This is a genomic window from Amazonocrinis nigriterrae CENA67 (assembly GCF_016056305.1).
GTDB classification, from domain to species: domain Bacteria; phylum Cyanobacteriota; class Cyanobacteriia; order Cyanobacteriales; family Nostocaceae; genus Amazonocrinis; species Amazonocrinis nigriterrae.
On record NZ_JAECZC010000029.1, the window covers coordinates 191,679 to 209,891 of the forward strand.

Annotated in this window: 13 protein-coding genes; all 13 read left to right on the top strand. The window is 39.0% G+C overall.

All coding sequences use genetic code 11. The features are described from left to right. Positions 1-139: 139 nt before the first annotated feature. A complete protein-coding gene (gene hpsE, locus I8748_RS16725; RefSeq protein WP_198125700.1) occupies positions 140-1,111 on the top strand; it encodes a hormogonium polysaccharide biosynthesis glycosyltransferase HpsE in 972 nt (323 codons plus the stop codon). Positions 1,112-1,278: 167 nt separating this feature from the next. After that, positions 1,279-2,262, top strand: coding sequence for a glycosyltransferase (locus tag I8748_RS16730; RefSeq protein WP_198125701.1), 984 nt, complete (start codon positions 1,279-1,281; stop codon positions 2,260-2,262). 1 nt (position 2,263) lies between these two features. Then, on the top strand, positions 2,264-3,184 hold the full coding sequence (locus I8748_RS16735; protein WP_225896440.1) for a glycosyltransferase: 921 nt from the start codon (positions 2,264-2,266) through the stop codon (positions 3,182-3,184). Positions 3,185-3,636: 452 nt separating this feature from the next. Continuing rightward, positions 3,637-5,616, top strand: a complete 1,980-nt coding sequence (htpG, locus tag I8748_RS16740) for a molecular chaperone HtpG (protein ID WP_198125702.1) — start codon at positions 3,637-3,639, stop codon at positions 5,614-5,616. A 206-nt stretch (positions 5,617-5,822) separates the two neighbouring features. Next, positions 5,823-6,059, top strand: coding sequence for a 50S ribosomal protein L28 (gene rpmB, locus I8748_RS16745; protein ID WP_096556637.1), 237 nt, complete (start codon positions 5,823-5,825; stop codon positions 6,057-6,059). 478 nt (positions 6,060-6,537) lie between these two features. Next, positions 6,538-11,496: a hormogonium polysaccharide biosynthesis protein HpsA gene (gene hpsA, locus I8748_RS16750; protein ID WP_198125703.1), complete on the top strand. Its 4,959-nt coding sequence runs from the start codon at positions 6,538-6,540 to the stop codon at positions 11,494-11,496. Then, positions 11,426-12,424, top strand: coding sequence for a hormogonium polysaccharide secretion pseudopilin HpsB (gene hpsB, locus I8748_RS16755; RefSeq protein ID WP_318781232.1), 999 nt, complete (start codon positions 11,426-11,428; stop codon positions 12,422-12,424). The genes hpsA and hpsB overlap by 71 nt, the downstream gene beginning before the upstream one ends. 380 nt (positions 12,425-12,804) lie before the next feature. Beyond that, the gene (hpsC, locus tag I8748_RS16760; protein ID WP_198125704.1) at positions 12,805-13,785 is read left to right on the top strand and encodes a hormogonium polysaccharide secretion pseudopilin HpsC; all 981 of its coding nucleotides are present in this window, start codon (positions 12,805-12,807) and stop codon (positions 13,783-13,785) included. Positions 13,786-13,950: 165 nt separating this feature from the next. Then, a complete protein-coding gene (locus tag I8748_RS16765; protein ID WP_198125705.1) occupies positions 13,951-14,628 on the top strand; it encodes a pilus assembly FimT family protein in 678 nt (225 codons plus the stop codon). A 109-nt stretch (positions 14,629-14,737) separates the two neighbouring features. Then, the gene (gene hpsE, locus I8748_RS16770) at positions 14,738-15,697 is read left to right on the top strand and encodes a hormogonium polysaccharide biosynthesis glycosyltransferase HpsE (RefSeq protein ID WP_198125706.1); all 960 of its coding nucleotides are present in this window, start codon (positions 14,738-14,740) and stop codon (positions 15,695-15,697) included. A 78-nt stretch (positions 15,698-15,775) separates the two neighbouring features. Further along, on the top strand, positions 15,776-16,327 hold the full coding sequence (locus I8748_RS16775; protein ID WP_198125707.1) for a pilus assembly FimT family protein: 552 nt from the start codon (positions 15,776-15,778) through the stop codon (positions 16,325-16,327). A 48-nt stretch (positions 16,328-16,375) separates the two neighbouring features. After that, the gene (locus I8748_RS16780) at positions 16,376-17,017 is read left to right on the top strand and encodes a TIGR04282 family arsenosugar biosynthesis glycosyltransferase (protein ID WP_214662598.1); all 642 of its coding nucleotides are present in this window, start codon (positions 16,376-16,378) and stop codon (positions 17,015-17,017) included. A gap of 305 nt (positions 17,018-17,322) precedes the next feature. Further along, on the top strand, positions 17,323-18,162 hold the full coding sequence (hpsJ-B, locus tag I8748_RS16785; RefSeq protein WP_198125709.1) for a hormogonium polysaccharide biosynthesis protein HpsJ: 840 nt from the start codon (positions 17,323-17,325) through the stop codon (positions 18,160-18,162). The last annotated feature ends 51 nt before the right edge of the window (positions 18,163-18,213 follow it).

Genomic DNA, 18,213 nt, shown 5'->3' on the forward strand with positions numbered 1-18,213 from the left:
CCTGATACAAATATATGGGTAGGGGCGTACAGCTGTACGCCTCTACTATTGTTTATATAAATTCTAAGTGTATTAAATTTTTGACTCCAGACTGGGCATAATAAAACCAGAATCTTTTGAATTTAATACTTTGTTGATAATGTGCGTTGATTTTACTGTAGTCATCCCTACTTACAATGGAGAAAGCCGCTTATCCAAAGTTCTTGAGCGATTACAGACCCAAACGGATGTAGAACAGTTAAATTGGGAAATTCTGGTTGTTGATAATAACAGCAGCGATAATACAGCAAAACTAATTCAAAATTACCAAGCTAGCTGGTCTAACCATGCACCCTTACGCTACTGTTTTGAAAGTGAACAAGGACTAGCTTTTGCCAGAAGTAAAGGCATTAGAGAAGCAAAAGGTGAATTTGTTGGTTTTTTAGATGATGATAATTTACCTGCACCCACCTGGGTAATCTCAGCATACAAATTTGGCAAAGAACATCCCAAAGCAGGTGCATACGGTAGCCAAATTCATGGCTTATTTGAAGTTGAATCTCCAGAACACCTTAAACAAATTATTTTTTATCTTGCTATTAACGAAAGAGGCTCACAACCACTTTTATATGAACCGCAAAAAAAAGGGTTTCCCCCTGGAGCAGGTTTAGTAGTGCGTCGTCAAGTATGGCAAGATCATGTCCCTCAGCATCTTTTACTAGTAGGTAGAGTTGGTTCATCAATGTTAGCTGGAGAAGATTCAGAAGCTCTATCCTACATTCATAAAGCCGGCTGGGAAATTTGGTATAGTCCAACAATGGAAATAGAACATATTATCCCATCTTGGAGATTAGAAAAAAAATACTTAATTTCCCTAATGCGTGGTATTGGTTTGAGCCGTTATCATCTGCGGATGTCACTAATTAAAAACTGGCAAAAACCATTTGTATTTTTTATATATCTAGCTAATGACTTCCGTAAATTAATACTACATTTTATTCGTTATTACGGAGTACTCAAAAGTGATTTAGTCGCAGCGATTGAAATGGAAAGACTTTTGACTACTTTTATTAGCCCCTTTTATCTATTGAAACTTAGATTAAATAAGTCTTTCAAAAAAATATCGACCTGATATAGTAACCTTAATTCTCTCTGCGTTCTCTGCGTCTCTGCGGTAGCCTGCGGCAAGCTCTTCGGGTTCAGCAGTTACTTCACTTGGGGAAACCCCAAGACCGTACTGCTTCACCGCTTACGCGTCTACATTAAAACAAAATATTTTCTACAAATCATGAATAAATTATGCCAATAATATCTGTAATCATTCCCGTATTCAATGGTGAAAAAACTATTAAATTGGCTATCAGCTCTGTTTTACAGCAAACATTAGCTGATTTTGAACTAATCATTATCAATGCTAACTCTACAGACTCAACATTAGATATGATTGAGCAAATTCAAGATGAGCGAATAAGAGTCTTTTCTTACCCTAAAGCTAACGTGGCTGTAAATCGTAATCGTGGAGTTCAACATTCTTCCTGTGAATTTATTACCTTTTTAGATGCAGATGATATTTGGACACCCAACAAACTAGAAGCTCAATATACAGCTTTAGTAAAACATCCTGAAGCTGCTGTAGCTTATAGTTGGACTAATTGTATAGATGAGAATGGTAAATTTTTACGTCCTTGTTCTTATGTTCAATGGGTAGGAGATGTCTATCATAAGTTATTGCTAGATGATTTCATTGGTAGCGGCTCCAACGTCATGATACGTAAGAGTGCTTTTACAGCAGTTGGGGGTTTTAATGAGTCACTAACCAATGCACAAGATACAGATTTATGGCTACGCTTAGCAGCCAATTATCATTTTATTGTCATTCCAGAACCACAAATTTTATATCGCATCTCTGCCAATTCGATGTCCTCGGACATATTGGGTTTAGAAAAATCTAATCTCCAAGTTATTAAACAAGCTTTTGCTCACCAAAAAGCCGAATCTCTACAGTATTTGAAAAAGTATAGTATTGCTAACCTATATAAATACTTAAGTTATAAAGTTCTAGACGTAACCCCAGGTAAGCAAAAAACTCTACAAGCAGTTAGAATTTTAGCAACAGCCATCAAAAGTGACCCTTCTCTGGTACTAAAACCTGTTATTTTTAAAGCATTTTTAAAACTTACAGTAATGACTGTACTGCCTTCTCAATTGGCTCAGCAGTTGTTGAATAAATTTCCTAAACTTTCTAATACAAGTACTTTTTTAGGATACGAAAAAACTTCTTAATTTGAATATTGCCAAAAAAATGTTAAACCAAATATCTGTTATTATTCCTGTTTATAATGGAGAAAAAACTGTTAAAGAGACTATTCAATCAGTTTTAAACCAAACTTTTACAAATATAGAACTTATACTTATCAATGATGGTTCTAATGATTCGACATTAGAGATTATTGAAAGTATACAAGATGACCGATTAAAGGTATTCTCTTATCAGAATGCGGGTCTAGCTGCTAGCCGTAATCGCGGTTTATTTCACTGTACAGGAAACTTTATTTCTTTTATAGACGCTGATGATCTTTGGACATCTGATAAACTTGAATCTCAACTTAAAGCATTGCAAGAGCATCCAAAGGCAGCTGTTGCTTATAGCTGGACTAATTATATTGACACTGAAGGTAAATTTTTAAAATCAGGCACACACATCACTGTCACAGGAGATGTTTATAAACAGCTTGTATTACGCAACTTATTAGAAAATGGTTCTAACCCCTTAGTTCGCTCTGAAGCGCTAAAAGAAGTTGGTGGTTTTGATGAAACACTTCCTGCGGCTGAAGATTGGGATATGTGGTTAAGGCTAGCTGCTCTTTACGAATTTGTAGCTGTACCAAAAGCTCAAATATTATATCGAGTATCTCCCAACTCGATGTCTACTAAATTGAAAATACAAGAAGCTGCTTCTCTAAAAGTGATTGAACGTGCTTTTAGTAATCAGAAAGCTGAATCTTTATCTCATTTAAAAAGATATAGTATTGCTTACCTTTACAAATACTTAACTTTTAAAGCCTTGGAGTCACCAAGTAAGTTAAAAAAAAGCTGGATATCTGCAATATTTCTCTGGAATTATATTAAGCATGATCCATCTGCACTACGGCAAAGTAGACTTATATTAATTGCTATTTTTAAAATTATTTTTCCTTTTGTTTAATTTATATCTTGCATCGATAGGACTACGATTTAATTTTTTAAATAGACGTAAGCTTTGCTCAGCAAAAACTAGATATGGTGGGCAAAGTCTACCTAGCCTTTCAAAGCAAGTAAAAATCCCAGAAAATTGGGTCAAATTTTTACCTATTCACCTTGGTGTCTTTGTGTCTTAGTGGTTAAAGAGTAAATTTTTTACCACAAAGGCACAAAGACACTGAGCGATCGCTTGAAAATCCTTAACAAATTGTAACTAGATACCACTGGTAGGGAAATCCGAATCATCCCTATGGGGCAAACAGTGCTGAAAAAACAAGCGATCGCCTCAGCTATGCCATTAAAATCCTAATTGGTATCACGCTCCCTACATTCTCCGAGTTTACCTCTGCTTTTAGAGGGCTGGGGCGTATTTGCCATAATGATAATCTCAGTTAGTCACATTGAAGATTACCAATCATGCTAGAACAAGGCACTATCAGTATTCATACTGAGAATATTTTCCCAATTATCAAAAAGTCGCTCTACTCAGACCATCAAATCTTCTTGCGAGAATTGGTATCCAACGCTGTAGATGCAATCCAAAAGCTGAACATGGTATCTCGCGCTGGGGAATATGCGGGAGACATCGGTGAACCAGAAATTGTAATTGCCATTGATAAAGATAAAAAGACCGTTTCCATCTCTGACAACGGCATCGGCATGACAGCAGAGGAGATTAAGAAATATATCAATCAGGTTGCTTTCTCTAGTGCCGAAGAATTTATTCAGAAGTACCAAGGCAAATCAGACCAACCAATAATCGGTCACTTTGGTCTTGGCTTCTATTCCTCGTTCATGGTGGCGCAAAAAGTCGAAATCGACACTCTTTCATACAAAGAAGGGGCGCAAGCTGTACATTGGAGTTGCGATGGTTCCCCAGCCTTTACCCTAGAAGAATCATCCCGCACCACTCGCGGCACTACCATTACCTTAACTCTCCTACCAGACGAAGAAGAATATTTAGAATCAGCACGTATTAAAAATCTTGTCAAGACCTACTGCGACTTCATGCCAGTACCAATCAAACTGGAAGGTGAAGTTTTAAATCAGCAAAAAGCACCTTGGCGAGAGTCTGCTAACAACCTGACCAAAGAAGAGTATTTAGAATTTTACCGTTACCTATACCCTTTTCAAGAAGAACCACTGTTGTGGGTGCATCTAAATACAGACTATCCCTTTATCATCAACGGGATTTTGTATTTTCCCAAAATGAAGCCAGATGTCGATGTGACAAAAGGGCAAATCAAGCTATTTTGCAATCAAGTCTTTGTCAGCGACAACTGCGAAGAAATTATCCCGCAATTTCTCACGCCAATGCGCGGTGTAATTGATAGTACTGATATACCCTTGAATGTGTCGCGTAGTGCATTACAAGGCGATCGCACCGTGCGGAAAATCGGCGATTATATAGCTAAGAAAGTAGGCGATCGCCTCAAAGAACTTTACCGCGACAACCGCGAACAATACATCAGTGCTTGGAAGGATCTCGGCACTTTTGTCAAATTCGGTGTTCTCAACGACGAGAAATTTAAAAAACAAGTCGAAGACATCATCATCTTTCGTAGCACCGCTAAAATTGCCCAAAAAGCTGCCGAGACTCCAGCAGTTGAGGTACAGTCTCAAGAAGGGGATGTTTGGCAAGATGTCACTGCTAACTCCCAGGATGCAATATCCACTACTCCCTATACCACCCTCAAAGAATACTTAGAACGTAATAAAGAACGCCACGAAAACCGCGTTTTCTATAGCACCGATGAAGCAACACAAGCGACCTACATAGAATTACATAAAAACCAAGGTTTAGAAGTCCTGTTTATGGACTCCTTCATCGACACTCACTTTATCAACTTCCTAGAGCGGGAATATCAAGATGTCAAATTTACGCGGGTAGACTCTGACTTAGATAATACTCTGCTGGATAAAGACAAAGCCAGCGAAATAGTTGACCCCAAGACCAACAAAACCCGCACAGAGGTAATCAAAGAATTATTTGAGAAAGCCCTCAACAAACCCAAAGTCAACATTCGCACCGAAGCATTAAAGTCAGACGATCCTCAAGGTACACCGCCAGCGATGGTATTGCTTCCAGAAATTCTGCGTCGCCTGCGGGAGATGAACGCCATGATGCAACAGCAGAATGTAGAGTTTCCCGAAGACCACATTTTGCTAGTGAATACTGCCCATCCCCTGATTCAAAATCTAGCCAATCTCAACCAAGGTAGTATTATTCAAGGTGATGGCGAGTCACCAACAACCCAATTAGTGAATATGATTTGCCAACACGTCTACGACTTAGCGCTGATGTCTCAAAAAGGCTTTGATGCTGAGGGAATGAAATCCTTTGTCGAACGCTCAAATGAAGTACTCACAAAGCTGACAGAACAAGCTAGCAAGTAAGTTAGGAGTGAGGAGTGAGGAGTTAGGAGTTAATTGTCATTTGTCAGTGGTCAGTGGTCAGTGGTAATTTTCTTTATCCCCCATCTCCCTCATCTCCCCTGCACCCCTGCACCCCTGCACCCCTGCTCCTCATCTCCCCATCTCCCCACCTAAGCCCTAAAATAGAAAGGCTGTAATAAAATCAAAGCAATCTGGAGAAACTTGCTATGTCTCGTCGCTGTGAATTAACTGGTAAAAAGGCAAATAACGCCTTTGCAATTTCTCACTCTCACCGCCGTACCAAACGCCTTCAGCACGCCAATTTGCAAACCAAGCGTGTTTGGTGGGAAAGTGGAAATCGTTGGGTAAAACTGAAGCTATCTACCAAAGCCATCAAAACCCTAGAAATCAAAGGGTTAGAAGCAATGGCTAAAGAAGCAGGAATTAACCTGAATCATTACTAAGTTTCTGAACTCAGGCTGGTAATACACGCCTTAGTCCTTGGAAAGTTATCTGGAATCCAGAATATTTACACTACTAACCTCCCCATTTCGGGAGGTTTTTAATTACTTAATATTATTTAGCACCTGACTGATATGTTTCCTTTAAGCAGTGGGTACTATAAGCTTACTCCCCTAACTATATCTTCATGAAGTTGCCTTCAGGTGAGATACATTTTGTAAAAGTTCATGTGAAGTTATGGTTTTAATACTTTTTTTAGACTACGAATTAATTTCAGAAAAAATCAGTATTGATGGAAAACATAAAAATCTGATAAATCATATAACTGAAAAATATTTTTAATTTTTGCTGTATTTGGTAGCAGGAACAATCCAGTATTTGCATAAATAAAAATCTCATTTATATGTAAATTGAGTTTACAGATATAGGTTTAAATTGCAAAAAAAATTGGTAATTAACTTACTTTATAGGAAAGCAGCTATGTTTAGAAAACGCCAGCTAGCAAAGACAATAAAAATAATATTCAAACAATTTAGTAAGACATTTTTATCTTCAATTAAAAAGCCAATTATTTGGCTATTACGAACTTTATTTATCACCAAAAGACGACGAGGTTCGCTCAATGCTGGTTTTGTCTTACCAACAGTGGCAATGGTAGCATTGGTAGTCATACTGCTAACTACAGCAATTTTATTTAGGTCTTTTGAACGTTCTAAAAATGCTAATAATGTTCGCGTCAATCAGGCTGTTATTAGCTCAGCATCACCAGCCCTTGAGCGAGCAAAGGCAAAAATTGATAAACTCTTTCAAGATCCTAAATTACCACGTTCCACACCAGCGGATTTTTCACTATACCAAGTGATGACCAGCAGTATTAATCAATATACCTTTGGTGATGAAACGCAATTAAAACTGGTTTATGACATTAATAATAACTCATCTATTCAAACAAACACAGGCACTTTAGACACAGAAGAAACTCTGACTACTGCTTGGAAATATCCAGTAGATACTAACAATGACGGCAAATTTGATAGTTTTACATTGTATGGTATTTACTTTCGTTCGCCTCTTTCTAGTAGACCAAGAAGTCCTTTAGAGGCAAGGACACCACCAATGAATGAAAACAACCAAGGTAGTCAATGTACTGGTGGTTCTACTACCAGCGCCCAATTAGTAGGTACTCAAGGTTGGTTTAAAAGAGCTGGAACGCTCAAAAGAGGCATTTTTGTTTATACAACTACAGTACCTATCACTAATATTACAGGTCTTGATGCTAATAAGTATCAACCATTTAAAGGAAATAAAGGCTTTGCTGCTCTGGAATATGAGCAAGATAGAGAACGTGTTCCCCTCAGCAACAACGCAGTATTGTATAACGATGACTTGGAAATAGCCCCTGGAGATGCACTCCGTTTAAATGGAAGGATTGTAACAAACGGTAACTTGTTGACTGGACAACGGTTTAGTAGTGAACCCATCCAGTTATTTTTAGTTAGCAGTCCTAAGTCTTGTTACTATGACGAAGCAAACAGCAAAATTATTGTCGGTGGTAATGTTGCTAATGGTCGTGTAATAGATGCTGCTGATATCAATAATGCTCCTACTACTGCTGCTCCTGGTACATTGCTACATTACTTCAAAGAAAGCGGCCCTCAGTTGACTAGGAATAGCTGCGACACCACTAAGTATGACCCTGCTAAGGATTGTGACTTTAATTTTATTAACACTGACAACAAAAGTGTAACCAACTCCGGCGGAAGCGATATAGCTTACAACAGCAAAGCCTATGAAATGCGGATTCAACTGTTAGTAGATGCCGCAATGCTTGTGGCTACTCTTCCTCAAGAAGTCACACAAGAGATTACACGGCAAACAACTGCTGATGCTAGTCTCGACGCAACGACAGTCAAAAAAGAACAACTAGAAATTTACTTTAGAAAGCGTACACGCCGCGTTCCCTATGCGGAAGTTAATTTTGGGCAAGAAGTAGCTAAAGCAATAAAAAATACAGTTTCAGCTGACTATACAACCAGCGACGTTCTTCAGGGGAGTGGTACTAACGATTTACGCCCACCAGATAAATGGATGTATCCGTATGATCCCACTAATGGAACAACTCATACAGGTTACTCCAATTTACCTATCAAAACTCAAACCAGCGACACAACAAAGATATTTTTACCAGCAACAGCAACCAAATTTCCAGAACCACAAGGTGATGAAGGAAAAATTGGCGATCGCGTCGTAGCAGGGAATGGTTTACCAGAAATCTGGTGGAATGGTACTAAGTTTGTTAGCCAGCTAGATGGGCTAGACAGTGGTCAGACAATTTCAGGTAAAGTATGGGATGCAACCGGTAGTGGAACAGATCCGCGCAAGCGCTTTCCTCAAGTTCATCAATTAGACGATTTAGGGATTACAGAACGGGATGACTTTTGGGAGAAGAAAGCCGCAGAACAGGCTCAAGGTTCTCTTGATGTGGTTGGCGGGTTGCGTGTAGTAACAGGTGCAGGTATTTACTTACCTACTGGTTTCACTCCAACTACCACAGACTTTAGTACTGCCTTACCTACCGTCTGGTCAGACTCAATGGCTGTAGCCACTACTACTACAGAGGGATTACCCAGTGATAAAACACCTTATCTACAAATGCGGGCTACAGCGGTTTATCACTACACCCAAAGCGCTTTCAATCCTCAAAGCCCCAGCACCAACCCCCAAACACCTATCGCTTGTGTTAGCAGTTTCTACGACCCTACCAGTAGCACCACAGCTAGAAACAAATCAAGTCTTCCAGATGTTAGTAGATTAACAGATACAACTGGCACTGTTACAGCAAATCCGGGTAACTCTAACAATGGCGTAGTTTATGCTGCTCCCAGTAAGACAAAGACCGATTATGCAGCTGCACTGACTTACCAAGCCTCTCTGAAATATCCCAATGGACGACTGGTGAATGAACCACTTAAGAAAGCTTTGGACAAGGGCAGTGGAAACCTCACTCTTTCTGACAAATCTGCCCTTGACTCTGCAATTTGCGCCCTAGAACTTCTGGATTCAGGAGTAACTAAAACTCCGACAAATACTGTGATTCCTCATGGTGCAATTAAGGAAGTAGCTTTTCTTGATGCCAGACAAGTTAAGGCAATTACTAAACCAGGTAGTTCTGATCCTACCGAATACAACCTAGATGTAGAACAGCGTCAACCCTTAGAAATTCGTGCCACAGTATTAGATTTGAATTTATTGCGGGGAAAAGCAATTGGAACAGGCGAATTTCTATTACCTAACAGTGGCATAATCTATGCAACTCGTGATGATGCATTAGGAGACGCAAGCGATTCAACATCAAACCTCAGCGCTACTGACTTTAAACTAGACTCTACCCGTCGTCCCGGTGGCATCATGCTGATTAATGGTAGTAACATCAGCCGTAACTCTACTTATAAGCCAGAAGAAAAGGGCCTAATTTTGGCAACCAATTTGCCAGCTTATATTAAGGGGAATTTCAATACTCACTCCCAAGAAGAGTTCATTTCCAGTCAAAATTTAGCTACCGACTGGAATAATTTCTATGGTCGTACAACTCTCAATGATAACTTCGCTTGTCGTCCTGGTCAGTTCACCACTTGCACTACTGGTGAAACATGGCGGTCTGCCACTGTCATAGCAGATAGTATCACTATCTTGTCAGGTAATTTTAAGGAAGGTTTTCGTAACGAAGGTGACTATGATTTGAGAGATAATGCACCTCCTCTCAGAGGGTATGACTACGATGGGAACGATACTATAGGAACCAACACAGTCACACTTAATGAAACGACTCTACAGTTAGACCTCAACAATGATGATGTAATAAATAATACTAGTATTACTGCCTTGAATGAAACGACTCTGGGAGTCGATCTCAACAATGATGGTGACACGAGTGACACTGCTGTTACCATTATTGAGCAAAATATACCCAGCGTTGTTGCTCGTAGACTAAATGGTTTTTGGGATAACAACTTCGTAACCAGTTTCCCTTGGAAGCCTAATGGTGATGATAATGGTAATCCAATTGATTTGAGTACTAGTGCAACCCTAAAAAGCTCGTACTTTAACAACTTCGTTACCCCAGTTCAGCGCAGGACTTCATTTCCAGAGTATGTAATGGAACTGTGTCACAAACCAACAGTTTCAGCGTGTAAACCTAGTGATTGGAGTGTTGGTTATCTAACTGGTGGTGCTGTTGATTGGGATTACAAAGCAACAGATCTGGGTACAAAGCGAATACTAACAAACGATACAAGTTTTACCGTTGATAAACTGGGAGCAGGTACTACAGCTAGACCAGCTTTAAATGCAACAGACCAACGCTTCCCTCGTCGAGTTGCTTTCTTACGTGATACCAGTGGTAACTTACTCTTAACTGGCACTTCTCCTAATCGTAGACCAATTCCTCTAGGAATAAAGGGTACTAATATTCTTGGTCTTCTTAGTAATGATAACCCCACTCCTGATTCTACCGACGATAAAAGTGGACAAGTAGCTTACTATTCTTACGACACATACAGTAGTACTAACCGACCGAGGTTACATAGTAGAGCTTTATGGTTTAGAACGGCAGTTAATCCTAATACTTCTACACCTACACCCAATTATGGCTATAACTATCCTCTGTGGATTATGAATCGTGATGGTATTGGTAATACCAAAAATACAGACCAGCCTTTATTGATACCAGTTTTACAAATTCAGTATCCCTTTGGTGGTTCTGGAACAGACTTAGATACTAACACTTTAAACACAGGTTCCTCATATACCCGCAATATCAAAGATAGAAGCAACACTTGGCTGCAAAACGTTACTGATCCCACAACCGAGACAAATGTTGCATTTGTTCAAGGTGACACCCCAGGACGACCAAAAGAAAGTAATGGCGGTTTAGAAAACTTCGTGCGCTATTTAGAGAACTGGAACAACAGAAACCACAAAATTGCTGGAGCATTCATTCAATATAAACGCAGTTCTTATGCCACAGCGCCTTTCCAAACATTTATGTTTACTGGTACTTACTCAGCTACCAACGGTTACAGCAGTTCAACAACGGCTTTTGGATACCCACAGGGCTACAGAACTACCGTAAATACTGGTGGTGCTTCTGGTGCAACCTTGGGACGTACACCCTTCTATGTACAGCCTAACCGTGCGTGGGGTTTTGATGTCGCCTTGCTGACGCAGTTACCTGACTTGTTCTCTCAGCGCTTCACATCACCGACTGTAGGCGATCCTAATGAGTATTACAGAGAAGTAGGGCGAGATGATCCTTGGGTAAAAACTTTGTTATGTGGTGCCCAAACTGACACAACTACAGGCTTCGATAATGCAGCTGCTTCCTATGGCACTGGCTTTAAATACGCTCTTAGCTCAGACCAACGTCCTACCTGTCCTTGATATTACCCTAATTGCTGAGATTATGATTGATCACAAACAGCAGCAACGATCGCCTTCTCATGAATCAGACTTTTCACGGGATCTGGAAAACTTCTCTCCAAACCTCTCCCCTACAAGGAGGAGCGACTGCGTTGGGCGGGTTTCCCGACTTGTAGCAAGTGGCGTAGAGGCTTTAATTGCTCCCCCTTCCTTTGAAGGGAAGGGGGCTGGGGGGTTAGGTCTGGCGTTAACTTTTCCACATGACGTGAAAAGTCAGTCTCATGAATCTGGTTTCACTATTATTGAATCTTTAGTAGCACTTTTAGTTGCTGCCTTTTTGCTCAGTGCGATTACTCCTGTGATTGTCTTTTCTGTGGCAACACGGGTACAAGCAAAGCGCGTTGAGACGGCAACAAATGCTGCCAAAAGCTATATCGATGGTGTGAGATCAGGAACAATTCCTACTCCACCAACCACTGGTGAATCTTCAGGCACTCCTATTAAAATAAACGACTACAATGCTCCTTCATTAGGAACTTTGACTTGTAACGCTAATGCCTACTGCTCAGCACCATCAACTGATTTATACTGCATCGATATCGATGGAAGTGGCTGTAGCAATAACAGTGCAAATGATTTGATAATTCAAGCGTTTCGCTATAACAAAGCCACCACTACTACTGCTGGAGTCACCACTAATATTACTGACCCTGCACAAGGCTATAAGTTGGGTGTTCGTGTTTATAGAGCAGATGGTTTTGCTAATAATGGTGGCAACCTCAAAAAAGCACCTAATAAGCAAACGACTTTTACTGCGGGAGTAGGCGATCGCAAATCACCATTGGTGGAAATAACAACAGAAATTACCAATAGTTCCACTACTTTTAATAATTTCTGTGAACGCCTCAAGGATACTACTAACACTACTTCTAATAGTACTTGCAATTAATAATTGCAAATTTTGATGCTACACACTGAAAAGTCACTCTAAAACAATGCAATAGGTTTTAATTTTGTAACCCCTAATTGACGTAAAGTCAAAAAGTACTGTTTATAACTCAATACGGTTCAGTTAAAGCTAAAACTCTCGGTCAAAGTCAAATGTTTTAACTAACTGCTAAGGACGCCAAGGACGAAGAGAGAAGAAAGAAATGCTTAACTGAACTGTATTGGTTTATAACTCTTTTTCAAACCCTTTGTCACAACGATAGTAGAGCAAAACCCTAATTTTTACTTGTTATTCTCTACTAAAAAGTAAGGAAAGCTGGAAAGATTGGGTTGATCTAATTCACTATAAATATGAATTACTGAATTACAAGTTAGCTGAATATGAAATATCAAAAATGGTTTTTCAATCAATATCTAAAACATTTTCAAGATAAACGAGAATCAGGTGGATTTACACTGATTGAATTGCTTGTGGCGTTAATTTTAGCAGCACTTGTCATCACTCCTTTATTGGGATTCATGATCACGATTATGGATAATGACCGCAAAGAACAAGCAAAAGCTACTTCTGAGCAAGAAATTAAAGCAGCACTTGATTACATTGCACGAGATTTAGAGCAAGCAATTTACATTTATGATGCTGATGGAATTGCGGCAATTAGAAGCCAGCTACCTAAGAATGATCAGCAAACTAATTACTTTCCTGTCCTCGTATTTTGGAAACGTCAATATATTCCCAAAGCTATTAGTGTTGGTACTGGCGCTAGTGCTGGATATGATGATACTTATGTTTACTCCTTAGTTGCCTATTATTTGATTAAAGGTGACAATGCTGATAATATTTGGTCTAAAACGGCTCGTATTGGTAGGTTTCAATTGAGTGATGGTTATGGAAAAACTACCGCTGATGTAACAAGCACTAGAGATCCTGGTTTTCAGATATTTGATCCGAATAATTTATATACAACTTTGAGGGATAAGATGAATAACTGGACAAAAGATGCTAGTGCTACTAATACTCCAAGCATTTTGCCTTTAGTTGATTATATTGATCAAACCACAGTTAGTGATAATTCAGCAGTCAGCCCCCGCAATTGTCCCACAGGTATGCAACAAGTTCCAAACTATGCTAGTGGTGCAACAGGTGCTTCTGTTCCTGATACGAACCTCAAAACGGGAAGCTTCTATGTCTGTGTTCAATCCACAGCAAAAATTACTGTAGCAGAGGTTCATTTACGTGGTAATGCATATGCTCGTATTGAAAACAATGAGAATCAAATTAAATACTCTGAGAATAAAAAAATTTATTTTCCCGAATTTAGCACACAGGTTAAAGGACGTGGATTCTTATTTACGAAATAAATTGTGGTTTGGTTGCCTTTATCAAAAAAGTATGTTTGATCATATTCTTTTTGGAGATGTACCTATAGACTTATACAAAACTAGATGAAATAGAAGCAAATCATATTTTGCTCATCGTTGTATTTGTACCAACCCTGTTTTATAAAAATTTTATATAAATATTTTATGAAAGTATTAGCTAAAAAAGCAAAACTATCTTCCCGCTTTTATCAACCAACGACTGGATTTACTCTCATTGAGGTTTTGGTAGTGGTAGTTATAGTTGGAGCTTTAGCAGCGATCGCCGCTCCTAGTTGGCTAAGTTTTATGAACACACAACGGGTAAATAAAGCCAATGATCTTATTTGGTCAGCACTCCAGCAAGCTCAGCAAGAAGCTAAAAAACGAAAACTTGGTTACAGCATTAGCTTCAGAAATAACAATAACGTTCCGCAAATTGCCATCTATCCCAAAGGCTCTACTGTTACTAACTACTGGCGTGACTTGGGCACAGATTTAAGAATTCAACCGGGACAAATTCTCATCCAGACTAATATTACTAACGAAAATACTACTGACAATTCTAGTCCCACTTATGCCTCTAGCCCCGTCTTTACTGCTACTAGCAAACCACAAACTATTACCTTTGACTATACAGGGGCTTTAGATTTGACAATTAAGACAGGTAACGCTAATTCAACATCTGTACAAAATACTAATCTTGGTACTAAGGGCTTAATTGTTGTGGTAGCTATGGCTAAACCTGGAAATCCTACTCAAGCTTATAATATCAAACGTTGTATAATCATGAAAACTATTTTAGGTGCAGTGAAAATTGGGAAAAATGAGAATGAATGCAGCTAAAAATTTTTGAATTTTAAAATATACTGTGAATTCTGTGAAGAGGCTGAACACTATAAAAATGCTCAAGGTTCAAAATTAGTTTATTTATTGAATTTTTGTATATTTACTCATGATAACAGGCCTTGACTTGACTGTCGCAATTCCAACTTATAACGGGGCAAGTCGCTTGCCTGAATTGCTAGATAAACTACGAAATCAAATTTCTACTGAACACTTTGCATGGGAAATTATTGTTGTCGATAACAATAGTAATGATGATACAGCTAAAGTTGTTGAGAGCTATCAAGATAATTGGCAATGTGCTTACCCGTTGAAATATTGTTTTGAAGAGCAACAGGGAGCGGCTTATGCCAGAAAAAGAGCAGTTCAAGAATCTGAAGCGAAATTAATTGCTTTTCTAGATGATGATAACTATCCACAGCCAAACTGGGTAGCAGCAGCTTATGCTTTTGGTCAAAAGTATCCTCAAGCAGGGGCTTATGGCAGCCAAATACATGCTCGTTGGGAAGTGGAACCACCAGAAAACTTTCACCGTATTGCTCCATTTTTAGCAATTACAGAACGAGGTAATTTACCTTTGCTGTATAAACCATCAAAAAAATTATTACCGCCCTCTGCTGGCCTTGTTGTTCGCCGACAAGCTTGGTTAGATAGTGTGCCAAATAAGTCTATTTTAACTGGTAGAGTTACTGACAACATGCTAACTAGTGAAGACTTAGAAATGTTGTCTTATATTCAAAAATCGGGTTGGGAGATTTGGTACAATCCAGAAATGGAAATTTATCATCAAATACCAAAAAATCGCCTAAAAAAAGAGTATTTAATTCCATTCTTTAAAGGTATTGGGTTGAGTCGTTATGTTACTCGAATGGTAAATATAAAATCTTGGGTTAGACCAATAGCTTTATTGGCTTATATGATTAATGATTTACGTAAAATATTATTGCATATACTTAAATATAGATTAAAAGTAAAAACAGATTTGGTTGCAGCCTGTGAAATGCAATTATTTTTAAGTAGTTTCATTAGCCATTTTTATCTGTGGAGAAATGGCTATTTAGACAAATAAAATTACTATTAGCATTAAGCTATTGGTATTTAATGGAATGATTCAGTCGGGTGCATAATATTGTAGGAAAGTACTTAAGTGCGTTTTCTGCTTTTAGTTAATATCAAAAATATATCTAAGCATAACTCTAACAGTGGCTTCACACTGGTGGAGATTTTAGTAGTGATTATGGCAATTGGGGTCTTAGCTGGTTTGGCATTACCTAACTGGCTAGCTTTTGTGGACACTCATCGCCTTACTAATGCTCAAGAAGAACTTCACAAAGCTATACGACAAACCAGAAGTCAATCTACTAAAGAAAAAGTAACTTGGCAATTTAGCTTGCGTGAACAAAATGGTATCCTTCAATGGGTAGTTCATCCTGCTAGTGTCAACCCATCGAGTCTTAATTGGAATAATTTAGATTCTCACGTGCTAATTGATTCTGAGACAACTTTACAACTGTCAAATGGCATACGCAAAATTAAATTTGATTACATGGGTAATCCTAATGTGATCAGAAGGATGACGCTATCTAGTAAGTATGGTGGTAAAGCTAAGCGTTGTATTTATGTCTCTACACTCATAGGGGCTATGCGAACAGCAAAAGAGCATAGTAGGGCTAATACAGATGGCGATTATTGCTATTAAGATATTTGTTAGTTAAGTTAAATAAGGTATTGTGTGCTGCAATCATCAATGAATTCAAAACAGCACTTGATTATTTTCACTCGCTATCCAGAACCAGGGAAGACGAAAACTCGACTGATACCTGCTTTGGGTATTCTTGGTGCTGCAAATCTGCAACGGCAGATGACTGAATATACAGTATCTCAAGTTAAAGAATTGCAGAAAGCAACTGGCATATCTCTAGAAGTACGATTTACTGGTGGCAATTTACAACTAATGCAAGATTGGTTGGGGCTTGGTTTAGTTTACCAGTCTCAAGGTGAAGGGGATCTAGGTTTGCGGATGGCGCGATCGCTTTTCGATTCTTTTCAATCTAGCATGGAACAAGTAATTATCATTGGTACTGATTGTCCTGGTGTCAATTCCCAGATTCTCACTCAAGCCTTTGAACAACTGCATACCTTTGACCTCGTGCTGGGGCCAGCGATTGACGGCGGTTATTACTTGATAGGTTTACGTCGCCTCATCCCGGAATTATTCGCTAACATCGACTGGGGAACTTCTCAAGTACTGCAACAAACTGTGGATATTGCCGAAGAACTCAACATCTCACTTATATACTTACCTGCTTTGGCTGATGTTGACCTTCCAGAGGATCTGCCGATTTGGGAACAAGTTTTTAACAGGGAAGTCGGGCTGTCAGACAATTAAGAGGTGGAAAAATCAGAAAGACAAATTCAAAGTATGCGTTTATATTTTTGTAGATGCTTTTACCCGAACTCAGCCTAGGTTCGTATATTTAAACACGATGCTATTCCTGAAGACACGGAAGATAACAAATGCTACCGTGGTGTAGTTTCAAACTAAGAGGCAAAAAATCGGTAATATTATTGCATCTGCTTTTTGTTTCTACATAATTTATACGTAGCTTAATGGAATAGCCAAAGTCGTGTGAACAATATTCAAGTAACTTTAAATAGGACAATCAGTTTGATTCACCACAAGTTTGAATAATTATGACTAACCGTGTTGCCTCTGTAAATTCTGCCCTCACTCTAAAAGTGGTGGGAATAATCTTAATTTTGTCCTTTTTTCTTGACTTTTTGATTCTGTTGTTACCTTTCCAACCAACTGATCGAGGATGGCAAATCAACCTAGCAACAGCACTAGTTGATAGAGGAATTGTACCTTTAGTCGGTTTAGGCATGTTGTTTGTCGGTTATTGGATTGATGAAGCCAGTGATGGCGATCGCCCGCCAACTGTAGACTTAAGATTTCCAGCTTTGATCATAGCTAGCATTTTGGGGTTATTGTTCTTGCTGATTTTTCCCCTGCACCTTAACAATGTGAATCAAGCCAAGGGTCAGCTAATAAATCAAATTAATCAGAGAGCCGATGCACAAGAAAACCAACTGAAAGCACAGGCTAGTCAATTACAGGCACAACTGAACACCGACCAAGGAAAAGCTCAGTTAGAGCAGTTGCGTAACCAGCGGAAAACTCTTTTAACTGGAATTCTCCAAGATGAGCAAAGATATAAGCAAATAATAGACAATCCCCAGGCTCCTGCGGAATTGAAAGATTTGCTGAAGAAAGCCAAAGCAAACCCCCAAGAACTGGACAAAGCGATCGCCAAGCAGTTTGATATTCAGTCCTTGCAAAATCAACAATTGAGCCTAATTCGTTCTCAAAAAGAACAAGATGAAAAACAGGCTAAAGATAACGCTTGGAAATCTGGATTGCGTATTGGTATTAGCAGCCTGCTCTTATCCATTGGTTACATTATCATCGGCTGGACAGGATTACGAAGTATCAATGCTTTAAAAGGTAGTGGACGCAAAGCCGCTGCACGTTAATTCTTAGGGGAGTAGGGGAGATAGGGGGATGAGGGAGATGAGGGGGATGAG